The sequence below is a fragment of the Catellatospora bangladeshensis genome (genome assembly GCF_016862575.1).
GTDB lineage: Bacteria > Actinomycetota > Actinomycetes > Mycobacteriales > Micromonosporaceae > Catellatospora > Catellatospora bangladeshensis.
Map to the genome: position 1 here is coordinate 157,303 of NZ_BONF01000008.1, position 24,367 is coordinate 181,669.

Annotated in this window: 16 protein-coding genes; 5 read left to right on the forward strand and 11 right to left on the reverse strand. The window is 72.0% G+C overall.

Features of this window, described 5'->3' with window-relative positions; translation table 11 throughout:
* The first annotated feature begins 24 nt into the window (after window positions 1-24).
* Window positions 25-630: an HdeD family acid-resistance protein gene (locus tag Cba03nite_RS05850; RefSeq protein WP_203742805.1), complete on the forward strand. Its 606-nt coding sequence runs from the start codon at window positions 25-27 to the stop codon at window positions 628-630.
* A 110-nt stretch (window positions 631-740) separates the two neighbouring features.
* On the opposite strand, the gene Cba03nite_RS05855 is transcribed toward Cba03nite_RS05850, so the two are convergent.
* The 4 genes from Cba03nite_RS05855 to Cba03nite_RS05870 all read right to left on the reverse strand — a co-directional run bounded on the left by Cba03nite_RS05855 (window position 741) and on the right by Cba03nite_RS05870 (window position 6,983).
* Window positions 741-1,556: a patatin-like phospholipase family protein gene (locus tag Cba03nite_RS05855; RefSeq protein WP_275411539.1), complete on the reverse strand. Its 816-nt coding sequence runs from the start codon at window positions 1,554-1,556 to the stop codon at window positions 741-743.
* 135 nt (window positions 1,557-1,691) lie between these two features.
* The gene (locus Cba03nite_RS05860; RefSeq protein ID WP_239125493.1) at window positions 1,692-4,295 is read right to left on the reverse strand and encodes a glycosyl hydrolase family 18 protein; all 2,604 of its coding nucleotides are present in this window, start codon (window positions 4,293-4,295) and stop codon (window positions 1,692-1,694) included.
* Window positions 4,296-4,800: 505 nt separating this feature from the next.
* The gene (locus Cba03nite_RS05865) at window positions 4,801-6,273 is read right to left on the reverse strand and encodes a sensor histidine kinase (RefSeq protein WP_239125494.1); all 1,473 of its coding nucleotides are present in this window, start codon (window positions 6,271-6,273) and stop codon (window positions 4,801-4,803) included.
* Window positions 6,270-6,983 (reverse strand): response regulator transcription factor, encoded by a 714-nt coding sequence (locus tag Cba03nite_RS05870; RefSeq protein ID WP_203742807.1) that lies wholly within the window; start codon window positions 6,981-6,983, stop codon window positions 6,270-6,272. The genes Cba03nite_RS05865 and Cba03nite_RS05870 overlap by 4 nt, the downstream gene beginning before the upstream one ends.
* Before the next feature lie 309 nt (window positions 6,984-7,292).
* Here Cba03nite_RS05870 and Cba03nite_RS05875 point away from each other — a divergent pair, with 309 nt between their 5' ends.
* Complete coding sequence (locus tag Cba03nite_RS05875) at window positions 7,293-10,472, forward strand: efflux RND transporter permease subunit (protein ID WP_203742809.1); 3,180 nt, start codon at window positions 7,293-7,295, stop codon at window positions 10,470-10,472.
* 135 nt (window positions 10,473-10,607) lie between these two features.
* Here the strand turns inward: Cba03nite_RS05875 and Cba03nite_RS05880 are convergent, their stop codons facing one another.
* The 7 genes from Cba03nite_RS05880 to Cba03nite_RS05910 form a co-directional block, all read right to left on the reverse strand.
* Entirely contained in the window at window positions 10,608-12,515 is a 1,908-nt protein-coding gene (locus Cba03nite_RS05880; RefSeq protein ID WP_203742811.1) for a cell wall-binding repeat-containing protein, read from the reverse strand.
* A 133-nt stretch (window positions 12,516-12,648) separates the two neighbouring features.
* Window positions 12,649-13,299 carry a hypothetical protein gene (locus tag Cba03nite_RS05885; RefSeq protein ID WP_203742813.1) on the reverse strand — a complete coding sequence of 217 codons (651 nt, stop codon included), beginning with the start codon at window positions 13,297-13,299 and terminating at the stop codon, window positions 12,649-12,651.
* 213 nt (window positions 13,300-13,512) lie between these two features.
* A complete protein-coding gene (locus Cba03nite_RS05890; protein WP_203742815.1) occupies window positions 13,513-15,075 on the reverse strand; it encodes a S1C family serine protease in 1,563 nt (520 codons plus the stop codon).
* A 92-nt stretch (window positions 15,076-15,167) separates the two neighbouring features.
* The gene (locus tag Cba03nite_RS05895; protein WP_203743277.1) at window positions 15,168-16,703 is read right to left on the reverse strand and encodes a sensor histidine kinase; all 1,536 of its coding nucleotides are present in this window, start codon (window positions 16,701-16,703) and stop codon (window positions 15,168-15,170) included.
* Window positions 16,704-16,759: 56 nt separating this feature from the next.
* Complete coding sequence (locus tag Cba03nite_RS05900) at window positions 16,760-17,446, reverse strand: response regulator transcription factor (protein ID WP_346112187.1); 687 nt, start codon at window positions 17,444-17,446, stop codon at window positions 16,760-16,762.
* 325 nt (window positions 17,447-17,771) lie between these two features.
* Window positions 17,772-18,656, reverse strand: coding sequence for a lysophospholipid acyltransferase family protein (locus tag Cba03nite_RS05905; RefSeq protein ID WP_203742819.1), 885 nt, complete (start codon window positions 18,654-18,656; stop codon window positions 17,772-17,774).
* A gap of 19 nt (window positions 18,657-18,675) precedes the next feature.
* Complete coding sequence (locus tag Cba03nite_RS05910; protein ID WP_203742821.1) at window positions 18,676-19,416, reverse strand: GNAT family N-acetyltransferase; 741 nt, start codon at window positions 19,414-19,416, stop codon at window positions 18,676-18,678.
* 55 nt (window positions 19,417-19,471) lie between these two features.
* Here Cba03nite_RS05910 and Cba03nite_RS05915 point away from each other — a divergent pair, with 55 nt between their 5' ends.
* The 3 genes from Cba03nite_RS05915 (at window position 19,472) to Cba03nite_RS05925 (ending at window position 24,305) form a co-directional block, all read left to right on the forward strand.
* The gene (locus tag Cba03nite_RS05915) at window positions 19,472-20,173 is read left to right on the forward strand and encodes a hotdog fold domain-containing protein (RefSeq protein ID WP_308442744.1); all 702 of its coding nucleotides are present in this window, start codon (window positions 19,472-19,474) and stop codon (window positions 20,171-20,173) included.
* Window positions 20,174-20,349: 176 nt separating this feature from the next.
* A complete protein-coding gene (locus Cba03nite_RS05920) occupies window positions 20,350-24,057 on the forward strand; it encodes a multifunctional oxoglutarate decarboxylase/oxoglutarate dehydrogenase thiamine pyrophosphate-binding subunit/dihydrolipoyllysine-residue succinyltransferase subunit (RefSeq protein WP_203742823.1) in 3,708 nt (1,235 codons plus the stop codon).
* Window positions 24,058-24,128: 71 nt separating this feature from the next.
* The gene (locus Cba03nite_RS05925; RefSeq protein ID WP_203742825.1) at window positions 24,129-24,305 is read left to right on the forward strand and encodes a DUF6104 family protein; all 177 of its coding nucleotides are present in this window, start codon (window positions 24,129-24,131) and stop codon (window positions 24,303-24,305) included.
* The last annotated feature ends 62 nt before the right edge of the window (window positions 24,306-24,367 follow it).

The following is a 24,367-nucleotide window of genomic DNA, read 5'->3' on the forward strand; positions in this document are numbered from 1 at the left end:
GATATTGCGAGATATCTTCCCATCATGAGTGATCCGTACGGAGACGCCGCACTGGAGACCGCGGCACTGCAGTCGTTCAAGCGGATGGCGATCTTCGGCGGGCTCGTGTCGCTGGCCGCCGGGCTCTTCCTCATCTTCTGGCCGGACAAGACGCTGCTCTTCCTCGTCACGCTGCTCGGCATCTGGCTGATCCTGGTCGGCATCTTCCGCGTCGCGGAGGGCTTGACCAGCAAGGGCGTCAGCGGCGGGCACCGCACCCTGATCGCGGTGGTCGGCGTGCTCTACGTGATCGTCGGCATCCTGTGCCTGCGCCACCTGACCGGCACGGTCACCGTGCTCGCCGCGATCCTCGGCATCGTCTGGATCGTCGGCGGAGTGGCCGAGATCGCCACCGGCTTCGCCCGCACCCACGGCACCTGGCCGAAGATCGGCACCGTGCTGCTCGGCATCCTCAGCATCGTCGCCGGCCTGATCCTCTTCCTCTGGCCCGGCCCCACCCTGACCGTGCTCGTCTGGATCGCCGGCCTCTGGCTGATCGCCCTCGGCATCATCCAGCTCGTCCTCGGCATCGCCTCCGGCCGCTCCGCGAAGAAGACCACCTCCGGCCCCATGGTCCCCGGCGTCGCCTGACCCTCACCGCCCTTGATCGTCCGACTTGCCAGGCACATGGGGGTATGGCGCCGCAAGATACGCCCACCTGCCAGGCAAGTCGAACGATCTTGATGCGGACGGGCGGCGGGTCAGCGGCCGACGGCGGCGAGGTAGTCGCGGGAGGCGGCGTAGGCCTCGCTCACGCGGCGGCCCACGGCGGCGGCGTCGCGGTAGGCCCACGGGCTCTCGTCGGCGCCCGCGCCGCCGGGCAGGACGTGCACGCGCACGCCCTCGGGCACGGCGGCCAGCTCGCGGGTGAAGCGGACCCGGCGGGCGATCTCCATGGCGACGTTGGTCGCCTCCCACGGGCGCTGCGGCGGCTGCAGCGGACGCTCCAGGCGGCCCACCTGCAGCAGGAACACCTCGTCGGCGCCCAGCTCGATGGCCCGCGTGATCGGGTATGCCACCAGCCCGCCGTCGAGGTAGTGCTCGCCGCCCAGTTCCACCGGGGGCAGCAGGCCGGGCAGGGCCGCCGCGGCCAGCACCGCGTCCAGGACGCGGCCCTCGCTGAACCAGTGCGCCTCGGCGCGCTCGACGTTCGCGGCGCACAGGTGCAGCGGCACGGCCATGTCGGCGAAGGTGATCCCGGACCGCATCGACCGCTCCAGCACCCGCTGCAGCGGGGCGGGCGAGTGCAGGTGGGTGCGGGTGGCCAGGCGGCGCAGCTGGCGCGGCACCGAGTCGCCGTACACCTCGTTCATCTCGGGGGTGGCCCACAGGCGCACCAGCTTGTCGGTGACCTCGGGCTCGGGGTGCGCGGCGAGCAGCGCGGCGTTGACCGCGCCGATGGACACGCCCGTCACCAGGTCGGGGCGGATGCCGGCCCGGAACAGCGCGCGCAGCATGCCGACCTCGACGGCGCCGAGCACGCCGCCGCCGCCGAACACGAACGCGGTGGATCCCACGCCGCCATCATGCCGGATGCCGGCCCCGTCTGAGCTGTCAGACCTGCTCAGACGATGACCGGCATCACAGTTGGGCGGGATGGAGGGCCGTCCCGGCGCGCCGTTGGAAGGGGGGCGCGCCGGGACGGGCCGGTCCTAGACCGCCAGCCAGAGGGCGCCGACGTTCGGCGGCTCCCAGCCGACCAGCGAGGTGTGGTTCTGACGGCACTGCCAGGTACGGCCGCCGTAGGTGACCCGGACACCCGCCGCGTAGTAGGTGTTCGGCGCCCAGGCCGGGTAGGCCCCGGGCGAGGTGGACGGGCTGGCCGACGGCGACGTGCTCGGGCTCGGCGAGGCGCTGGGCGACACGCTCGGGCTCGGGGACGTGCTGCGGCTGGGCGACGGGGACGCCGACGGGGAGGCGCTGCCGCCCGAGCAGGGGCCGAGGTCGACCCAGACCGACGCGACGCCGGGGGTCTCGTTCTGCGTCCACCACTGCGCCCGCCACGACCGGCCGTTGTGCGACACGCGCTGGCCGCCGGTGTACACCTGCGAGGCGACCCACGCCGGGTCGGTGCAGGTGGCCGGGGTGCTCGGCGAAGCGCTCGGCGAGGTCGGCGTGCTCGGCGAGGCCGTGCCGGACGGGGTGCCCCCGCCGCGGCCGCGGTTGACCGACAGGTTGTAGGTCTGGCCGCCGAAGGTGAGCGTGTAGTTGGACGGCGACCCGATCGGGAGCACGTAGTTCAGCGTGATCTCGACGCTCGCGCCCGGCGCCACCGACAGGTAGCTGGGCACGGTCACCTTCGCGTGGTGGAAGTCGCCCTTCAGGCCGCCCACGTTGTTGCCGGTGTGGCCGGGGGTGACGGTCATCGTCCAGCCGGACTGCTGGCTCATCGTGCCCGGCGCCGAGGTGCCGTAGTCGAAGTCCAGGACCGCCCCGCCGGGGATGGTGGTGGTGGAGTTGTTCGTCAGCTTCAGCTTCGGGTTGATCGGGTAGTTCGAGTCGCCGAGCGCGAACTGGCCGAGCGACACGTCCACGTTCAGCGTCTGGGCGGGCAGCGCGGTGTTGGACCGGCTGGCGCCGTACGGCGACGCGGTGGCGAACTTCGACGCGATGGTGTTGGTGAGCGTGTTGCCCATCCGGTACTCGCCGGCCGCGGTGTCGAAGGCGTAGTCGCCGGCCAGCTCCCAGATCATGATGCCGCCGATGCCGCGGTTGACCACGTAGTCGGCCTTGGCCGCGATGGACTGCTCGTCCTCGGTGGACAGGAACACCTTCTTGGTGGCGTTCCACAGCCACGGCGCGACCAGCGTCGCCGAGTAGTGCCGGGTGTAGGTGCCGGTCAGGTTGTCGTTCGGGTCGGTGGCCGGGGTCAGCCCGTACGCCGTCCGGTAGGAGCCGGCGATGCCGTTCTCCAGGTTCTTCGCGTGCCACATCGGGTTCGAGCCGGCCGGCTCCTCGTTGCCCTGCGGGTCGAGGTCGTGCCACAGGTTGTCGATGCCGATCGCGCCGTTGCCGCACGGGCTCTGCGTGCCGATCGGGCAGTTCGCGGTCTTCGCCGCGGTGCCCCAGAGGCCGTTGGTGCCGCCGGTGACGTCCTTGTGGCCGCGGGTGTAGTACGGCACGCCGATGTTGATCCGGCCGCTCTGCACCGCGCCGCGGTAGTAGTGGTACGCCCAGTCGGTGTTGAGGTAGCCGATGCCGGAGTAGGCGCTGTAGACGCCGCCCGCGGTCAGCTCGTTGTCGGCGCCGTCGTCGAACAGCGACGCGTTCGGGCCGACGTACTGGTTCCAGGCGCCGTGCAGGTCGTACGACATGATGTTGATGTAGTCGAGGTACTGCGTGGCCTGGTAGGACTCCATGCCGCGCAGCAGCCAGCCGGAGGCCGGGGCGGCGACGGTGACCATGTAGTACTTGCCGTCGCTCGCGGCGGCGGTGTCCAGCTTCTCGCGCAGCGCCTTCATCAGCACCTGGTACGACGCGTTCAGGCCGGCCCGGCGCGCGTTGGACTGCTGGAAGTCGAGCGGGTGGCCCGCGTCCTTGTTGGACGTCGGGTACTCGTAGTCGATGTCCACGCCGTCGAACCCGTACGTGCGCAGGAACGACACGACCGAGTCGGCGAACGTGTTGATGCCCGCCGTGTTGACCGAGCCGTCGGCGTTGGTGGTCATCCGGTAGAAGCCGCCGGAGTCGATGCGGGCGCCGCTGGCGTCGAAGTACGCGCCGGTCTCCGCCCAGCCGCCGACGCTGACCAGCGTCTTGACGTCCGGGTACTGCTTCTTGAACTTGTTGAGCAGGTTGAAGTGGCCCGTGTACGGGAACGCCGGGTCCATCTCCGCGCCGGCCACGCCGGGCCAGGTCATGTTCGTCGAGGCGTTGTTCGCCGCCGCCGGATCCCCGATGGAGATCTTGTTAGCACCGTCGACGTGCGCGAACGCGTAGTTGATGTGCGTGATCTTCGTCCACGGGATCTGGTTCGCGAGATACGCCGGGGCGCCGTTCTTACCGGTCCGCCAGCTCGTGAAGTAGCCGATGATGCGCCGCGGGTGACCGGCGCCCATCGCCTCGCGGCCGTTGGTGTCGTAGACGTCGCAGTAGGGCACGGCCACGTTCGGCGTCTGATAGAGACCGTCCGGCCGGCACGCGTTGTGGTCCACCACGGCGCCCCCGGCGGTCCCCGCCACGGCCACGGCCACAGCGGTCCCGACCAGCGCCGTCGCCGTGGCGACGAAGAGATTGAGTAGCGGTTTACGTTGCACGATCACCCTCCTGATGGGCGGCTCAGCAATCACAAGGAAACCGTTAGTTAAGTTTGCTAAAAGTTAATCCCGTGACCCCGACCACACAAGAGCCGACGCCCCATCTTTAACCCACCCTTAAGGTCCCCACCCACGCCCACCCCCTTACGCGCTGATCATGAACTTATGGGCGGGTTCGACGGCGTGTCGCCACCCTGGCGCCGTGATCGACACTGGGCTGGGTGTGTCCGGTGGGGATGATCGGTGATTCGTGTCGGGAAGTGGGGCTGGGCCGCAGGTTGTGACACGAGACCGCGATCATGCGGCAGGATCCGCGCGGCGGGAGGCCGAGCGGTCGGCCATGATCGCGGGTTCGTGTCGAAACCTATGGTCAGAGCGCAGGTTTCGACACGAAGTGGCGATCTTCGCAGGACCGGCCCCGACGGCAGGACCAGCCCCGACGGCAGGTCACGCCCGACGGCAGGTCGCGCCTGGCGGTTGGTCGCGGCCGGGGACGGGTGGGAGGTCAGGCCAGCGGGAGGGTGACCCGGAAGGTGGCGCCGCCGCCGGGGGTGGCGCGGTGGCAGACCTCGCCGCCATGGGCCGTGACCAGGGCGGCCACGATGGACAGGCCGAGTCCGGAGCCGGCCGCGGGCGAGCGCTCGTGGTCGCGCGCCCGCGCCGGGTCCGCCCGGTAGAAGCGCTCGAACACCCGCTCGGCGTGCTCCGGTGCGAGGCCCGGACCCCGGTCGACGACCTCCAGCAGCGCCCGGTCGCCCTCGACGCCGACCCGGACCGTGACCGGCGTCCCGGCGGGCGTATGCGTGAGCGCGTTGCCGACCAGGTTGGTGACGACCTGCCGGAGCCGGTCCTCGTCGCCGCAGACCACGGGCGGCTCGCCGTCGAGCAGCTCCAGCCGCAGCGGCCGCTCCAGGTCGCGCAGCTGCGCCGCCTCGATCGCGTCGGCGGCCAGCGGCACCAGGTCGACGGGCTCGCTGCGCAGCGGGCGCTGCTCGTCGAGCCGGGCGAGCAGCAGCAGGTCCTCGACGAGCAGCCCCATCCGGGTCGCCTCGGTCTCGATCCGGGCGAGCAGCGCGGACACCTCGGCGGGGTCGGTGACGACGCCCTGCCGGTGCAGCTCGGCGAGGCCGCGGATGCCGGCCAGCGGGGTGCGCAGCTCGTGCGAGGCGTCGGCGACGAAGCGGCGCAGCCGCGCCTCGGACTCCGTACGCTCGGCGAACGACCCCTCGATCTGGGTGAGCATGGTGTTGAGGGTGCGCGACAACCGCCCCATCTCGGTGCGCGCGCCGGCCTGCTCGGGCACCCGGCGGGACAGGTCGCCCCCGGCGATGATCTTCTCGGCGGTCTGCTCGACCTCGGTGAGCGGGCGCAGGCTCATCCGGATCACCCAGACGCCGAGCGCGGTGGCCAGGCCCAGCACGGCCAGGGTCACCGCGATCTCGATCGCGCCGAGCCGGCCCATGGTCTTGGCGACGCCGGTCAGGTCGTACGCGATGACGACGCTGCCCTTGCCGCTCTCCCGCTCGCCGACGAGCACCTGGTAGCCGGGGTGCCGGTGGTAGGACTCGTCGTTGGGCACGAAGAACGGGGTGCCCGCACGCTCGCGCACCGAGGCGATGTCGAGCGCGGGCAGGGCTGGCTGGCCGCGCTGCTCGTCGCCTCCTGCGTAACGGACCTGCTGCCTGCCGTTCTCGTCGAGGAACTCCAGCACGTACGCGTCGAAGTAGGTCTTGCCCTTGCGCTTGGACTGCGACAGCAGCTCGGCCTCGGCGTCGGTGACGTCGGCGGGCTCCAGCTTGACCAGCTGCTGCATGGTCAGGTGCAGCTGCTCGTCGATGCGCTCGACGAGGTACATGCGCAGCAGCGCGACGCTGGCCATGTCGGCGACCACGAACCCGGCGCAGACCAGCGCCAGTACGCCCGCGAGCAGCCGCGCCTGCAGTGACCAGCGCTTCGGCCCGCGCACCAGGCGCCTCACGACCGGGGCAGCCGCAGCGAGTATCCGAACCCGCGCAGCGTGTGGATGAGGGGCGGGTCGACGATGTCGACCTTGCGGCGCAGCAGGGAGATGTAGGACTCGACGATGCGGGCGTCGCCGCCGAAGTCGTAGCGCCAGACGTGGTCGAGGATCTGCGCCTTGGAGACGACCCGGTCGGCGTTGACCATCAGGTAGTGCAGCAGCTTGAACTCGGTCGGGCTGAGCCGCACCAGCTTGCCGCCGCGGCGCACGTCGTGGGTCTCCTCGTCGAGTTCGAGGTCGGCGAAGCGCAGTGTGGAGTCGTCTGCGGGCGCGGCCGCCCCGGCGTAGGTGCGCCGCAGCACGGCCCGGATCCGGGCGACGACCTCCTCCAGGCTGAACGGCTTGGTGACGTAGTCGTCGCCGCCGACGGTCAGTCCGGTGATCTTGTCCTGGACGCCGTCGCGGGCGGTCAGGAACAGCACCGGCACGTGCGCGCCGTTCGCGCGCAGCCGACGGACCACCTCGAAGCCGTCGCAGTCGGGCAGCATCACGTCGAGCACCAGCAGCTCGGGCTTGAACTCGGCGGCCACGGCCAGCGCCTCGGCGCCGGTGGCGGCGGTGCGCACCTCGAAGCCGACGAAACGCAGGCTGGCCGACAGCAGCGAGACGATGGTGGGCTCGTCGTCGACCACGAGCAGCCGCCGCTGCTCGCCCTTCTCCGGCTTCATCGCCCGCTCTCCCATCGTCGAGTGCGGCAAGTGTGCCCGAGCCGTCCCGCATGCGCCCTGCAGGAAACCCGAATAAATGCTGAAAGTCATACGCGTCACGCCCGTTTTGAACCGGTTCGCCGGGCGGCGCTGCGTATCGTGGAGCCTCGTATCCCCCTGTCACCCCCGACAACTCCATGGAGCCCGGACCTGCGAGCGGCTTTCGGCCTGCTTTCAGCTTCAGTTCACAGTTCCTGCGCGTTGGCCTGGTTGACTGCGGCGGTCGTCCTTTCCCCCATACCGCTCGACCGTGAAGCTCCTGGAGTCGTCATGTCATTTCTGGCCAGGCTGAGCCTCGCCAACCGCGGGCTCGTCGCGCTGATAACCGTGGCGATCCTCGGCGCGGGCGCCTTCGTGCTGCCGCAGCTGCGCCAGCAGATGTTCCCGGACCTGCAGTTCCCCAGCGTCTCCGTGATCGCCGCCTACCCGGGCGCCACGCCGGAGATCGTGGAGCAGCAGGTGGCCGTGCCGATCGAGCAGGCGGTCGCCGGCGTCGACGGGGTGACCATGGTGACCTCCGCCTCGCGCAACGGCTCCGCCACGGTCTGGGTCAACTTCGACTACGGGGTGGACGTCGAGCAGGTCGAGGCCGACATCCAGCAAGCCCTGGCCCGCATCGACAGCCGCCTGCCCCAGAACGTGGACCCCACGGTCTTCGCGGGCACCACCGACGACATCCCGGTCATCCAGCTCGCCGTCAGCGGCGCCGGGGGCGACGACCAGGAGCTGGCCCGCCGCGTGCGGGCGTCGGTCCTGCCGGCCCTGAACAACATCGAGGGGGTACGCGAGGCGACCCTCTCCGGCGACCGCACCCCGCAGGTCACCATCGACCTGAACCCGGCGAAGCTGGCCGCGGCCGGGCTGACCGCGCAGGCGGTCACCGGCGCGCTGACCGCCAACGGCATCAGCATGCCCGGCGGCGTCATCGCCGACGGCGGCATGACCTACTCGGTCGCCGTGGGCAGCCGCTTCACCACCGTCGAGCAGATCGGCGACCTCTACCTCAAGCCGGCCGGCAAGCCCGCCGCGGGCGCCAAGCCCGCCGCGCTGCCGCAGCTCAAGGACGTCGCGACGGTCACCTCCGCGCCCGCCGAGGCGACCACGCTGACGCGTACCAACGGCAAGCCCAGCCTGGGCGTCGGCGTCACCGCGCTGCCCGGCGCGAACGCGGTGGAGATCTCCCACGCGGTCAACGACAAGCTGCCCGAGCTCAAGGAGCAGCTCGGCTCCGGCGGCGACCTGCAGGTCATCTTCGACCAGGCGCCCGAGGTGGAGCGCTCGGTCGACAGCCTCACCACCGAGGGCGCGCTGGGCCTGGCCTTCGCCGTGCTGGTGATCCTGGTCTTCCTGCTGTCGGTCCGCTCGACCCTGGTGACCGCCGTGTCGATCCCGGTCTCCGTGGTCATCGCGCTGATCGCGCTGTGGGCGGGCGACTACTCGCTCAACCTGCTCACCCTGGGCGGCCTGACCATCGCCATCGGCCGGGTGGTCGACGACTCGATCGTGGTGCTGGAGAACATCAAGCGCCACCTGGAGTACGGCGAGCCCAAGAAGCAGGCCATCCTGACCGCCGTCAAGGAGGTCTCCGGCGCGGTCACCGCCTCGACGCTGACCACGGTCGCGGTGTTCCTGCCCGTCGCGCTGGTCGGCGGCATGGTCGGCCAGCTGTTCGGGCCGTTCGGCCTGACCGTGACCGCGGCGCTGCTGGCCTCGCTGCTGGTGTCGCTGACCATCGTGCCGGTGCTGGCGTACTGGTTCCTCAAGGCGCCGCAGGGCACCGCCGAGGAGCTGGAGTCGATCCGGGTCCAGGCCGAGGCCAAGGAGCTGCGCAACCCGCTGCAGCGGGTGTACGTCCCCGTGCTGCGCTGGTCGCTGGGCCACCGCGCGATCACGCTGCTGCTGGCCTTCGGCGTGATCGCCGGCACCGGCTACCTGGCCACCCGCATCGAGACCAGCTTCATCGAGAGCTCCGGAAACTCGTTCGCGATCACCCAGACCATGCCCACCGGCACCTCGCTGGCCGCGACCGACGAGGCCGCCAAGCGGGTCGAGAAGATCCTCGACGAGACCGACGGCGTGAAGTCCTACCAGGTGACCGTCGGTGGCGGCGGCGGCCTGTTCGGCGGTGGCGGCGGCGCCAACACCACCCAGGCCCGCTTCCAGGTGACCTCGGAGAGCGAGACCGACCAGCAGGCGCTGACCGATTCGCTCCGCGACAAGATCGACGCCCTGGACGACAGCCAGGTCGGCGAGGTCGTGGTCGGCGCGGTGCAGGGCGGCTTCGGCGGCAGCGGGCTGGAGGTCGCGGTCGAGGCCGGCGACGAGGACACCCTGCGCGCCGCCGCCGAGCAGATCCGCGCGGCCGTGTCCGAGCTGGAGGGCGTCACCGAGGTCGACAGCGACCTGGCCGCCAGCACCCCGCAGGTGCAGGTCGCGCTGGACCGTCCCGCCGCCGCGCGGGCCGGGCTGTCCGACGCCGCGCTGGGCCAGCTGGTCGGCAACGCGTTCCGGGGCACCACGCTCACCCGCGTCGTCATCAACGGCATCGAGCAGCCGGTGGTGCTGCGCACCGGGGCGGCCCCGGCCGACCTCGCCGCGCTGCGCGCCCTGCCGATCGGTCCCGGCGTCACCCTGGACGACGTCGCCGACGTCACCACGGTGGCCGGCCCGGCGCAGATCAACCGCGTGGACCAGGTCCGCACGGCCAAGGTCACCGGCACCCCGAGCCAGGAGGCGCTGGGCACCATCAACGCCAAGCTGGACGCGAAGCTGAAGAGCCTGGACCTGCCCGAGGGCGCGTCGTACTCCATCGGCGGCGTCACCGAGGCCCAGCAGGACGCCTTCGGCGACCTGGGGCTGGCCATGCTGGTCGCCATCGCGCTGGTGTTCATCATCATGATCGCCACGTTCCGCGGGCTGGTGCAGCCGCTGATCCTGCTCATCTCGGTGCCGTTCGCGGCCACCGGTGCGCTGGGCCTGCTGGCGATCACCGGGCAGCCGCTCGGCCTGGCCGCCATGATCGGTCTGCTGATGCTGGTCGGCATCGTGGTCACCAACGCGATCGTGCTGCTCGACCTGATCAACCAGTACCGCGAGGACGGCTACGGCGTCCGCGAGGCGATCATCGAGGGCGGCCGGCGCCGGCTGCGCCCGATCCTGATGACGGCCGTGGCGACCATCTTCGCGCTGCTGCCGATGTCGCTGGGCCTGACCGAGTCGAGCGCGTTCATCTCCCAGCCGCTCGCCGTGGTCGTGATCGGCGGCCTGGTCAGCTCGACGCTGCTCACCCTGGTCCTGGTGCCGGTCCTCTACTCCCTGGTCGAGGGCTTCAAGCAGCGGGTCAAGCGCCGCCGCGGCGGCAGCGCCAAGCACGCGGCCCCGCGCCACGAGCAGCGCACCGAGGAGCCGACCACCGGCCTCGGTGAGGAACTGGCCGAAGCCCTGCGCTGACGCCGTGAACCCTGCCCGTCCCGGGGCCGCCTCCCCGGGACGGGCAGCCAAGCAAGGAAGGGCACCTTCTTAACGCTATGCGTTGTAGAAGGTGCCCTTCTTAACGTGCAGCGGCGAGCGTGCCCGCCGGTGGCATCAGGCCGCGAGCTTCGGGTTCTCCGCAGTGGTGAAGCCGAGCGGGCCGCCGGCCAGGGCGCCGTAGCTGCCGGCGGTCTCGTCGCTCACCGCGCCGGCGGTGTCCACCACCCAGACCGTCGAGATGCCGGACGCGGACGCGTCGAGCAGCGTTCGCACCGTCTCGGCCGGACCCGCCTTCGGGTCGATCACCAGCACCGCCGTGTTCCAGCCGCCCAGCGTCGAGGCCACCACCGCGTCCGGCCCGGCGGCGTCCACCAGGACCACCTCGTGCAGCTGCGTGACGAAACGCTGCGCCACCAGCACCGCCGTCGCCGCGTCCGAGTCGCCCGCGACCGCGGCGGTGACCTTCGGCTTGCTGCCCGGCATCGCGGCCAGCGCCTTGGCGGCGTCCGCGCCGACCGTGTAGACCTCGGTGTTCAGCCCCTGCGCCCGCTGGCGGGTCAGGTACGCCGCCGTGGCCTGCGGCATGGTGGCGCCGTCGGTCAGCAGGACGGCGTCGTTGCTGTTGGCGATCGTGGACGCCGCCGTCACCGAGGCCCGGTCCGCCGCCGACACCAGCAGGATGCGGCCCGGATACTCGGACGCGGCCTTCGCCGCCAGCGCGAACCTGTCGCCGGTGACCCGCTCCACCAGGTAGTTGAGCTTCTTCAGCCGCTGCTCGATCGCGGCGGGGATCTTCGAGGTGTCACCGACCAGCTGCACGGTCGGGTTGCCCATGCCCGTGCCCACCTTGCCGAACAGCCGGACCAGCTCCTGCTCGGTCCGCGCGTCGAGCGTCGCGCCTCCGGTGAACAGCACCGGGCTGCGGCTCGCAAGCGCCGCGGCGACCGGGGCCGCGTCGGCGTCGTCGGCGGCCACCAGCACGGCCGAGAAGGCCCACGCCGGGCACTCGCACATCATGAACTGCTTGGGCTGCGTCGCCCAGCGGGCCTGCGAGGCCGCGATCGCCGTACCCACCGGATCGGTGCCCTTGATCCGCACCACCCGGTCGGCGGGCGCGCCCAGCAGGCTCGGCACCCCCGCGATGTCGGAGAGCTTGGTCGCCGGGTTCTCCTTCGCGCCCGCCTTGACGCTCGCGGAGACCGACTCGATGCCGCTGTCCGTGCGGTAGGCGATGCTCCGGCCGTCCGGCGTCCACACCGGATCGGTCGGCTTGGCCGCCCCGAAGGTCACCTGCACCGGCTTCGCGTCGTACTTCGCCGCGATCACGCTGAGCTGGCCGTTCTTTCCGATGAACGCCACCTGCTCGCCGTCGGGCGACGGCGCCGGGTCGGACCCGGCGACGAGTTTGAACGGGGACGGGTCGCGCTGGTTCAGGTCGGCGATCCACACCTCGGGGCCGGACGCGCCCTGGTGCTGGTACGCGACATCGGCCGTGCCGCTGTCCACCGCGCTCACGCTCAGCGCCGAGTTGCCCGTACCCTCCGCCGCCCCGCTGTCCAGCTGCTTGCCGGGCGCCCTCGCGGGCACCTCGACCAACTTCGGCTTGCCCGATCCGGCCCGCTCGGTGAACGTGATCGTGGTGCCGTGGTCGGTCCACGCCGGACCGCTCGCCTTCGCCCCGGCCTTGCCCTCGGTGAGCCGCACCACGTCCGAGCCGTCGGGGCGGGCGGTCGCGACCACGCCGTCACCGAGCACGAAGGCGATCCGGCTGCCGTCCGGCGACCAGACCGCGTCCCGCACCGGGCCGGGCAGCGCGACCTTCCGGCCGTCGATGGTCACACCCTCGCCGCCGTCGGACACCAGCAGCGCGCCGGCCTTGATACCCGCCGGCTGCGCCTGCCCGGACGGCGACGCCGACGTCCCGGGCGCAGGGGCCTTGCCGTTGCAGGCCGCGACGAGCGCGAGCGAAGCGGTGAGGATCGCCGCGCCGGCGGCGCCGCTGCGGATGGACCGTGTACGCATGTTCTTCTCTCTCCAGAACCTCAGGGTCAGGACAGGATCATGCGCGTACGGTCTTCAAAAACCCTGTAGCCCGCTGTAATCGCTGCTGAGCAGCGTGTCCATAGACGACGGTGACCGAGCGGCCATGGCCTGGTCAGCCGAGCAGCTCACGGCACCGCCGTTCGGCCGAGTCCTCGTCCGCGCCGAGATAGTCCACTACGGACAGTGTCGTACCGTCCTCGGCGGCGAGCGCCTCCCGCAGCGCGGGCAGCTGCTCGGCGCCCTCCCGGTGCGGCAGGAACTCGTGCAGTCCGCCGAACCGGAACAGCACCACGTCGCCCTGCACCCGGAATTCGTAGCCGTCGAAGCCGACGACGGCCCCGCCCTCCTGGCGGCGCTCGCCGCGCTCGGCGGCCAGCGTCGGGGTGACCGCCGCGGCACCCCGCCGGGCGGTCGCGAAGGCGAGGTACGGGCAGGTCACGGCGGCGTACAGCATGCAGGTGCGGTGGCCGGGCGCCTCGACGGTGGCGGCCTGGTTGCGGTACGGCGTACCGGCGTCCAGCGCCGCGCTGATCGCCTCGGCCTCGGCGGCGGCGACCACTCGCCATACCGGGCCGGGCGCCATCTCGGTGCCGCATACCGAGCAGCGCCGCTCGACCGCGCAGATGTAGGTGCGGGCCGTCCCGGTGGACGCGAACCGCGGCTCCCCGCCCTCCCACGGCGTGATCGCCGGGACCGGATAACCCCGGCCGTCCCGTGGCCGGGCGGCGATCACCGCCGGCATGGGCACCTCGGAAACGCGCATCCGCGCTTTCTACGGGCTCCGCGCGTGCCTAGTCAAGGCAGCCGCAGTGGATCTAGATGAGCTGTGGTTGCCGGGACGACAACAACTCATCTTGATCCGCGCCGCAGCGGGGTGGGCGGAGACGAAGATGGCGGCGGGTGACGGTGACCAACCCCGATGGTCACCGTCACCCGCCGCCGGGTGGGGAGGAGGCACAGATCCTGTGCGCTGCTATTAGGACGCTTCGCCGAGCGTCACCGTTGCCGTCTTGGCCTCGCCGTTTCGGGTGAACTCCACCGTCACCTGCTGGCCGACGGTGCCCGATTGGACGGCAGACACCAGGTCGTCCGAGTCGTTGATGATCTTCCCGTTGAACTTGCTGATGATGTCGCCCTTCTGCAGGCCCGCCTTGTTAGCCGGGCTGCCCTCGGTGACCGCGCTGATGGAGGCGCCGCCCTCGTTCGCCGCGGTGACCGAGACGCCCAGGTACGGGTGGCTCACCGGCTTGCCGTTCATGATCTGCTCGGCGATGCCCTTGGCCTTGTTGCTCGGGATGGCGAACCCGACGCCGATGTTGCCCTCGCTGCTGCCGTTGGTCGCGATCGCGGTGTTGATGCCGATGACCTCGCCCTTGGTGTTGACCAGCGCGCCGCCGGAGTTGCCCGGGTTGATCGGGGCGTCGGTCTGCAGCAGGCCGGACAGCGAGGTGGAGCGGCCCTCGCCCACCGAGATGGTGCGGTCGCGGGCGCTGATGATGCCCGCGGTGACCGAGCCGCGCAGGCCCAGCGGGCTGCCCACGGCGAGCACGGTGTCGCCGACGGCGACCTTGTCGCTGTCGCCGAACGCGGCCAGCTTCAGGCCGTTGGTGTTCGCCTTGACCACGGCGAGGTCGGTCCGCGGGTCGGTGCCGACCACGGTGGCCGGGACCTTCTTGCCGGTGGACAGGGTGACCGTCACGTCCTTGCCGGCGTTGGCGACCACGTGGTTGTTGGTGACGATGTAGCCGTCCTCGGTGAGCACGATGCCGGAGCCCTCGCCGGAGCCGGTGGCGATGTTCACCACGCTGGGCTGGATCGCGGCCGCGACGCCGGACAGCGACGCGCGGTCGATCACCGGCGCGGCCGCGGTGGTGCCGGACGACACCGTGATCTTGCCGTCCTCAGCGAACCGGGTCGCGATCACCGCGCCCGCCACGCCGGAGCCCAGCGCCAGCAGCACCGCGGCGGTGGTGCCGAGCACCACCTTGGCGATGGTGCCGCCGACGCTCTTGCGGGGCGTGCCCGGCGGCGTCCAGGCGGGCTGGCCGTACGCGGGCTGCCCGGTGACCGGGTAGCCACTGGTCGGGTAGCCGCTGCCGGGGTAACCGCTCGCCGGGTAACCGCTGGTCGGGTAACCGGACACGGGCTGGCTGCTGACCGGCTGGCCGTGCGTGGGCTGGTAGCCCCCGGCCGGCTGGTAACCGCCGGCCTGCGGGTAGCCCGCCGGCTGCGCGTGACTCGCGGGTGCGGGCGGCTGCGGACCGGCCGGCGCCGGCTGGCCGGTGGTCTGCGGCAGCTGCGCGGTGGCGGCCTCGGCCGGGGTCTGCGGCAGCTGCGCGGTGGCCGGCTCCGCCGGGGTATGCGGCTGCGGCCAGGTCGCCGCGGTCGCGTCCGGCTCCACCGGCAGGCTCGGTTCGGCCGCCGCGTGAGCAGGGGTGGCCGGTGCGGTCTCGGCCGTCGCCTCCGGCCGCGGGGGTACGGCGCCGTACCCGGGCTCGCCGGGCTGCGCTGCGGTCTGGGGCTTGTCGAACTCGCTCATGTCCTCAGTCTTCCGTGCGACGCTGCGTCTGTTCTGGGTTGGCTCTGGAACTTGTCTGTGAGTCGGACCCGGTTACGAGTCGCGCGCGTGGATCATGCGTCCACCTGCCTGGGCATACCCGCATCGACGGGCTCGTCCACCTCGTCGGCGACCTCGGCGAGCGGCAGCCGGACGCGGAACACCGCGCCCTTGCCGGGCTCGCTGTCCACCTCGATCGAGCCGTGGTGCGCGTCCACCAGCGCCGCCACGATGGCCAGGCCGAGGCCCGTGCTGACCTGCCCGTCGGCGCGCCGGGTGCGGGCCGGGTCGGCGCGGTAGAAGCGCTCGAACACCCGCTCCTGCTGCGCCGCGTCCAGGCCGGGGCCCTCGTCGGCCACCTCCACCACAGCCTGCTCCGCCTCGCGGCGCAGCCGCAACTCCACCGGCGTGCCGGGCGGCGTATGGGCCATGGCGTTGCTCATCAGGTTGCCGATGACCTGCCGCAGCCGGGCGTCGTCCCCGGCCGCCACCAGGTGCCCGGCGTCGGGCGCGACGGTCAGCTCGATGGGGCGGGCCGGGTCGACGGCCCGCGCGCCCTGGACCGCCTCGACGGCCAGCACGCGCAGCTCCACCGGGGCCGGGCGCAGCGGGCGCTCGCGGTCCATCCGGGCCAGCAGCAGCAGGTCCTCGACGAGCAGGCCCATCCGGCGGGCCTCGTCCTCGATCCGCTTGACCAGCGACGCGGTCTGCTCGGGCTCGCGCGCCGCACCCTGCCGGTACAGCTCGGCGAAGCCCCGGATGGTGGTCAGCGGGGTGCGCAGCTCGTGCGAGGCGTCGGCGACGAAGCGCCGCATCTTCTCCTCGGAGCGCCGGGCCCGGCCCTCGGACACCCGGGCGGCCTCGGCCGCGTCGCGTGCCGCCGACTCCGCCGCACGGGCCGAGGTCTCGGAGGCCGCCCGCGCGGTGAACGCGCTCTCGATCTGGGCCAGCATCGAGTTGAACGCCCTGGCCAGCGAGCCGACCTCGGTGCGGGGCCGGGCGTGGCCCTCCTCGGGGTCGGGCACGCGCTGGGTGAGGTCGCCGCCGGCGATCGCCACCGCGGTCTTCTCGATCGCGGCGAGCGGCCGCAGGCTGCGGCGCACCAGCTCGGTGCCGATCATCGCGGCCAGGATGAGCACCGCCGCGCCGCCGTAGATGTTGATCCACAGCAGCCGGTGCAGGGCCGCGTCGATGGTGGTGGTCCGCTCGGCGACCACGGTGAGCTGGCTGACGCCGTTGACCTTCGACTCGCCGACCAGCATGCGCCAGTGCGGCGCGCCGTCGCGTGCCTTGACGGTGAAGAACTCGCCGACGCGGGAGCGCAGGTCCTTGGGCGTGGCCGCCTCCGGCAGGTCCCGCTCCGTCACGGTGTACGGGAAGCTCCACTTCCAGGCCGAACCACCCGGCCGCGGCACCTCGCGGGCCACCACGAAGTCGCTGGGCAGGAACAGCTGGGTGTCGCCGGGGTTCGTGGCCGCGGTCTCGGTCCCGTTCTGCAGCGCGCTGGTGGCCTCGGTCAGGTCGTTGTCCAGCTTCTCGGACAGGTAGCGGCGCATCGCCATGTGGCTGGCCACGCCGATCAGCACGATGGCGAGCACCAGCAGCAGCATGGTGTACGCCACCAGCTTGATCCGCAGCGGCTGCTCCCGGGTCAGCTGCGGCAGCTTCACGACGCCGGCTTGCGCAGGACGTACCCGACGCCGCGCAGGGTCTGGATGAGCCGCGGCGACACGTTGTCCACCTTGCGCCGCAGGTAGGAGATGTACGACTCGACGATGTTGTCGTCGCCCCGGAAGTCGTAGTTCCACACGTGGTCGAGGATCTGCGCCTTGGACAGCACCCGGTTCGGGTTGAGCATCAGGTAGCGCAGCAGCTTGAACTCGGTCGGCGAGAGCTGCACCAGGTTGCCCGCCCGGCGCACCTCGTGCGTCTCCTCGTCCAGCTCCAGGTCGGCGAAGGTGAGCCGGGGCGAGCCGGAATCGCCGTTGGTGCGCCGCAGCACCGCGCGGATGCGGGCGGTCAGCTCCTCCAGGCTGAACGGCTTGGTGACGTAGTCGTCGCCGCCCAGGGTGAGCCCGCGGATCTTGTCGTCGGTGGCGTCGCGCGCGGTCAGAAAGACCACCGGCACCCGGCCGCGATCCTGGCGCAGCTGCTTGATCACCTCGAAGCCGTCCAGGTCGGGCAGCATGACGTCGAGGACGACCAGGTCCGGCCGCACCTTGGCGGCGGCGTCGAGCGCGGTCGCGCCGTCGCCCACCGCCTTGACCTCGAATCCCGCGAAGCGCAGGCTGGCAGACAGCAGTTCGAGGATGTTGGGGTCATCCTCGACCACGAGCAGGTTCGCCTCAGGCATGTCATCCATCCTGCGCCCGGATCTTTCCCGAGCGCTGTGGATATCCTGAACGCTTCCTGTGAATCCGACGACATGTTCCGGCGAATCACCTGAATTCGGCCGACCTCCGCTTCGCAAAACCGGCCATGATCGCCGTTTCGTGTCAATTTCTCGGGCCAGACTCAACTTTTCGACACGAACCAGCGATCTTGGCGCGGCGCGGCGCGGCGCGGCACGGCACGGCGCGGCACGGCGCGCCACGGCGCGCCACGGCGCGGCACGGCACGGCACGGCGCGGCGCGGCGCGGCGCGGCGCGGCGCGGTGGGCGGGGCGGGGCGGGGCCGGTCAGGCGACCGCTTCGGTGTGGGACAGCCGGGCTGCCAGGTCGCGGCGGGGGGCGTCGGCGGGCCGGGGTGCGCCGAGCAGGACCGCCACCGACAGTCCCCGCGCGGCCAGCACCCGGCGCAGCGACTCCACCAGGGTGTCGTCGCCCACGAACCCGGCCGCCGGATGGGTGTACCGCAGCGTGATCGACTGCACCGGCGCCCCGGCGTCGATCGCCGCCTGCAGGAACGCCGCCCGCCACGGCGCGGGATGCGGACCGCAGGTGGTGGTGCCCTCGGGGAACACCTGCACCGTGTACCCCTCCCGCAACGCCGCCGCGACCTGCGCGACGGTGCCGGGCAGGGCCCGGGGCCGGGTCCGGTCCAGGAATATCGTCCGCTGCCTGCGGCCGATCCGCCCGATCACCGGCCAGTCGGCGACCTCGGTCTTGGCGACCATGCGCAGCCGGGCGCGCGGCCCGCTCAGCGCCGTCATCACCACGATGTCCAGCCAGGAGACGTGGTTGCCGACCAGCAGCGCACCGGGGGCGAGGTCCGCCCCGGCCACCCGCAGCCGGATGCCCAGCGCCCGCAGCAGCGTCCGGGCGAGCAGGTCCGCCCGCCACGGCACCAGCATCCCGGCCAGCAGCACGAGCGCACCCGCGACGGTACGCAGCACGCGCCGGGCACGGCCGACCCGCGGCCCGCCGTCGCAGCCGCACTGCCTGCCGCAGTCCGCGACGGGCCGCCACAGCAGGTCCGCCGGGATCCGCCGCCCCGGCATCCGGGCGGTGGACGGTGAGTCCGCCGGGCGGACAGGGGCGGGCAGCGCGGTCGCCGCCGGAGCGACCCCGGCCGGGGGCACGGTGGCCGCCGGGGCCCCGGCCGGGAACGGAACGGTCGTCATCGGTGCGCCTGCCCGCCGGTCACGCCGAGAAGTGCTTCAGGTAGCGCGGGTCGATGCGGTCGACGCCGAGCAGCACGTAGAAGTCGGCCACGCCGAACGCCGGGTCGTAGGCCGGGGAGCCCGCGACCCACGCGCCGAGCCGCAGATAGCCGCGCAGCAGCGGCGGGGCGGCCGCGATGGTGGCGGGCTTGGCCACCTCCCGCGGCACGTACGGCAGGCGCGGGTGCACCCGCAGCTGCGGCGGCGACAGGTGCTTGCGGGAGACCAGGTCCCATACCTGCGAGGCCTGCGTGCCGCCGTCGGCCAGCGGCACCGAGGCGCAGCCGGACAGCCAGCGGTGGCCCATCCGCTCCAGGTACTTGGCGATGCCCGCCCACATCAGGTTGATCACGGCGCCGGTGCGGTGGTCCGGGTGCACGCAGCTGCGCCCGGCCTCGACGAGCTGGTCGCGCAGCACGGTGAGCGCGGACAGGTCGAACTCGCCGTCGCCGTAGCGGCGGCCGAGCCAGATGGCCCGCTGCGGGGGCAGCAGGCGGTACGTGCCGACCACCTCGCCGGTGCGGTCCTCCCGCACCACCAGGTGGTCGCAGTACGCGTCGAACTCGTCGACGTCCAGGCCGCCGTCCCCGGCGAGCTGGGCGCCCATCTCGTCGGCGAACACGCGGTAGCGCAGCCGCTGCGCCGCCTCGACCGTGGCCGCGTCTCCCGCGATCAGCGCGGAGTAGCCGGTGGGGGCGGCGGTCAACAACATCGTCGTCATGTGACCTGTGTAGAAGCCCTGCTTGACACCTGGCCCCGTGCCGGGTGGCCGGGACGTGAAGAGTGAGAGGCTGGAGGGCATGACCTCGCTGGTGATCGACGCACGGCACAACGGACCGCCCGGCTCCGGCAACGGCGGCTGGACGAGCGGCCTGGTCGCGGCCGCGATCGGGCCCGGCGAAGGGCTGGTCGAGGTGACGCTGCGCAAGCCGCCGCCGCTGGAGACGCCGCTGGCCGTGGTGCCCACCGACGCCGGGTGGGCCGTGCGGGATCCGGAGGGCGGGCTCGTGGCGGGCGCGGTGCGGCGTACCGGCGACATCCCGGCGGTGCCCGCGGTGAGCCGCACCGAGGCGCTGGCCGCCACCGGCCGCTATGCCGGGCACACCGATCACCCGTTCCCCACCTGCTTCGTGTGCGGACCGCAGCGGGCCGACGGGCTGCGCATCTTCCCGGGACGGCTGCCCGACGGCCGCACCGCCGCGACCTTCGTGGCGCCCCCGGACGTGTCCGAGACGGTGGTCTGGGCGGCGCTGGACTGCCCCGGCGGCTGGGCGGTGATCGACCGGGACCAGGCGTTCGTGCTCGGCCGCTACGCGGTCGCGGTGGACGCGCTGCCGGAACCGGACGACGAGTGCGTGGTGATGGGGCAGCCGGTGCACCGGGAGGGCCGCAAGGCGCTGGTCCGCTCCAGCCTCTACGCCCCGGACGGCACCCTGCTGGCGCGCGCCGAGGCGACCTGGATCGCGGTCGCCGCCTGACCCGGCCGCCGGCGCGCGGCCTGCGGTTTCGCGCTCGGCGTAGTGTCGCGCAAAGGACCGCGTGTGGTATGCGACACGGAGCCGTGCCGCGAGTGCCGCCCCCCAGCGCACCGCGTAGCCTGGGACCCGGTTTTCTGAGTTCTCGTTAAACACGTGCGGAAGAGGCGAAAACACCCGTGTCGACCCAGCACACCTCGGGCACCGGCCCGACCGGCCGCTCAGTTCAGGACAACCCACTGGCGAGCTTCGGTCCCAACGAGTGGATCGTGGAGGAGATGTACCAGCGGTACCTCGCCGACCCGACCAGCGTCGACCCGGCGTGGCACGACTTCTTCGCCGACTACAAGCCGGCCGACAGCGCCAAGCCCGCCGCCCCGGCCAAGGCCGCGGCACCGGCGAAGGCCGCGCCCGCCCAGCCCGCCGCCGCACCGGCCGCGACCGCCGCCGCCCCCGCGGCCGCCGCGCCCGCCGCCGCGAAGCCGGCTCCCGCACAGGCCAAGCCCGCCGAGAAGCCCGCCGCCGCAGGGGCGCCGGCCGGCACCACGGCCGTGCCGCTGCGCGGCATCGCCGCCAAGATCGTCGAGAACATGGACGCTTCGCTGGAGGTGCCGACCGCGACCAGCGTGCGCGCCGTCCCGGCGAAGCTGCTGTCCGACCAGCGCATCGTGATCAACAACCACCTCACCCGCGGGCGGGGCGGCAAGGTCAGCTTCACCCACCTGATCGGGTACGCCCTGGTCCGGGCGATCGCCATGCACCCGGAGATGAACAACCACTTCGGGCAGGTCAACGGCAAGCCCGCGATGATCGTGCCGGAGCACGTGAACCTCGGCATCGCGATCGACCTGGCCAAGCCGGACGGCTCCCGCACCCTCGTGGTGCCCTCCATCAAGGGCACCGAGCAGATGGACTTCCGGCAGTTCTGGCAGGCGTACGAGGACGTGGTGCGCCGGGCTCGCAAGAACGAGCTGACCATGGACGACTACAGCGGCACCACGGTCTCGCTGACCAACCCCGGCGGCATCGGCACCGTGCACTCGATCCCGCGCCTGATGCAGGGCCAGAGCGCCATCATCGGCGTGGGCGCGATGGAGTACCCGGCACCGTTCGCCGGCATGAGCGAGACGCAGCTGTCCGAGATGGCCGTCAGCAAGGTCATCTCACTGACCAGCACCTACGACCACCGGGTCATCCAGGGCGCGCAGTCCGGCGAGTTCCTCAAGGTCATGCACGAGCTGCTGCTCGGCGAGCACGGCTTCTACGACGAGATCTTCACCGCGCTGCGCATCCCGTACGAGCCGGTGCGCTGGATCCGCGACATCTCGCACACCTCCGAGGGCCAGATCGACAAGGCCGCGCGGGTCATCGAGCTGATCCACTCCTACCGGGTCCGGGGCCACCTGATGGCCGACACCGACCCGCTGGAGTTCACCATCCGCAAGCACCCGGACCTGGACGTGCGCGAGCACGACCTGACCCTGTGGGACCTGGACCGCACCTTCCCGGTCGGCGGCTTCGCCGGCAAGGACAAGATGAAGCTGCGCGACATCCTCGGCGTGCTGCGCGACTCGTACTGCCGCCGCGTCGGCGTCGAGTACATGCACATCACCGACCCGGAGGAGCGCCGCTGGATCCAGCAGCGGGTGGAGCGCAAGTACGAGAAGCCCTCCCCGGAGGAGCAGAAGCACGTCCTGGGCCGGCTCAACGCCGCCGAGGCGTTCGAGACCTTCCTGCAGACGAAGTACGTCGGCCAGAAGCGCTTCTCGCTGGAGGGCGGCGAGTCGCTGATCCCGCTGCTCGACGAGGTGCTCCAGGCGTCCGCCGAGGGCGGCCTGGACGAGGTCGTCATCGGCATGGCGCACCGCGGCCGGCTCAACGTGCTCGCCAACATCGTCGGCAAGCCGTACGAGAAGATCTTCGGCGAGTTCGAGGGCCACCTCGACCCGAAGACCGCGCAGGGCTCCGGCGACGTCAAGTACCACCTCGGCATGACCGGCAAGTTCACCTCGCCGGACGGGCAGTTCTCCACCACCGTGTCGCTGGCGGCCAACCCGTCGCACCTGGAGGCCGTGGACCCGGTGCTGGAGGGAATCGTCCGGGCCAAGCAGGACCGGCTCGACCTGGGCCTGCACGGCTACACCGTGCTGCCGCTGCTGGTGCACGGCGACGCCGCGTTCGCGGGCCAGGGCGTGGTCGCCGAGACGCTGAACCTGTCCCAGCTGCGCGGCTACCGCACCGGCGGCACCGTGCACGTGGTCGTCAACAACCAGGTCGGCTTCACCACCGCCCCGGAGTACAGCCGCTCCTCGCTGTACAGCACCGACGTGGCCCGCATGATCCAGGCGCCGATCTTCCACGTGAACGGCGACGACCCCGAGTCGGTCGTGCGGGTGGCCCGGCTGGCGTTCGAGTACCGGCAGGAGTTCAACAAGGACGTGGTCATCGACCTCGTCTGCTACCGCCGCCGGGGCCACAACGAGGGCGACGACCCGTCGATGACCAACCCGCTGATGTACCAGATCATCGACGCCAAGCGCTCGGTGCGGAAGCTCTACACCGAGGAGCTGATCGGCCGCGGCGACATCACGGTCGAGGGCGCCGAGGAGGCGCTGCGCGACTACCAGACGCAGCTGGAGACGGTGTTCAAGGCGACCCGCGACGCGGTCGCCGGGGTGTCCAGCCGGCTCACCCGGGCCCGCGAGGTGGTCCCCGAGCCGGTCGTCGCCACCGCGATCCCGGCCGACCTGGTCCGCCGCATCGGCGAGGCGCACACCGCGCTGCCCGAGGGCTTCACCCCGCACAAGCGCATCCAGCAGCTGCTGGAGAAGCGCGCGAAGATGGCGGTCGAGGGCGACATCGACTGGGGCTTCGGCGAGATCATCGCGTTCGCCTCGCTGCTCGCGCAGGGTGTGACCGTGCGCCTGTCCGGCCAGGACTCGCGGCGCGGCACGTTCGTGCAGCGGCACGCGGCGATCGTGGACGCGCAGACCGGCGGCGACTTCCTGCCGGCCACTGCGGTGGCCAGCGACGACGCCCGCTTCCACGTGCAGGACTCGCTGCTGAGCGAGTACGCCGCGCTCGGCTTCGAGTACGGCTACTCGGTCGAGGACCCGAGCGCGCTGGTGCTGTGGGAGGCGCAGTTCGGCGACTTCGTCAACGGCGCCCAGTCGGTGATCGACGAGTTCATCAGCTCCGGCGAGGTCAAGTGGGGCCAGCAGTCCAGCCTGGTGCTGCTGCTGCCGCACGGCCACGAGGGCCAGGGCCCGGACCACACCTCCGGCCGTCCCGAACGCTGGCTGCAGCTGGCCGCCGAGGACAACATGCGCATCGCCATCCCGTCCACCCCGGCCAGCCACTTCCACCTGCTGCGCCGCCAGGCGCTGTCGGGCAAGCGCAAGCCGCTGGTGGTCTTCACGCCGAAGTCGCTGCTGCGCCACCGCCTCGCGGTGTCGCCGGTGGCCGACTTCACCAACGGCACCTTCCAGCCGGTCATCGGCGAGACCGCGCAGCTCGACCCGGCGCGGGTCAAGCGCGTGCTGCTGTGCTCGGGCAAGGTCTACTACGACCTGGTCCAGGCGCGGCAGGAGCGGGGCGTCGAGGACACCGCGATCATCCGCCTGGAGCAGCTCTACCCGCTGCCGGTCGAGGAGCTCAAGGCCGAGCTGGCCAAGTACGCCGCGGCCGAGGACTTCTGCTGGGTGCAGGAGGAGCCGGCCAACCAGGGCGCCTGGTCGTTCGTCGCGCTGAACCTGCTGGAGCACCTGGACGGGGTGCGGATGCGCCGCATCTCCCGCCCCGCCGCCGCGGCCCCGGCCGTCGGCTCCACCAAGCTGCACGACGTCGAGCAGGCCGCGCTGCTGGAGGCGGCGCTCCCCCGCTCCTGAACACGCTGACGACCGCCGTCCCCGTCTCCGCCGCGCGGGGGCGGGGACGGCGGTCTTTCCAAGGAGAGAACATGTACTTCACCGATCGCGGGATCGAGGAACTGGTCGAGCGGCGGGGCGGCGAGGAGGTCACCCTGGAGTGGCTCGGCGAGCGCCTGCGCGACTTCCTGGACCTGAACCCGGAGTTCGAGACGCCGATCGAGCGCTTCGCGACCTGGCTCGCCCGCCTGGACGAGGACGACGAGTAGTCCCCCGTCCCGTCCCGTCTCAAGGCCCGGGTACACACACGTCGGGCCGCGGGCACGCCGTA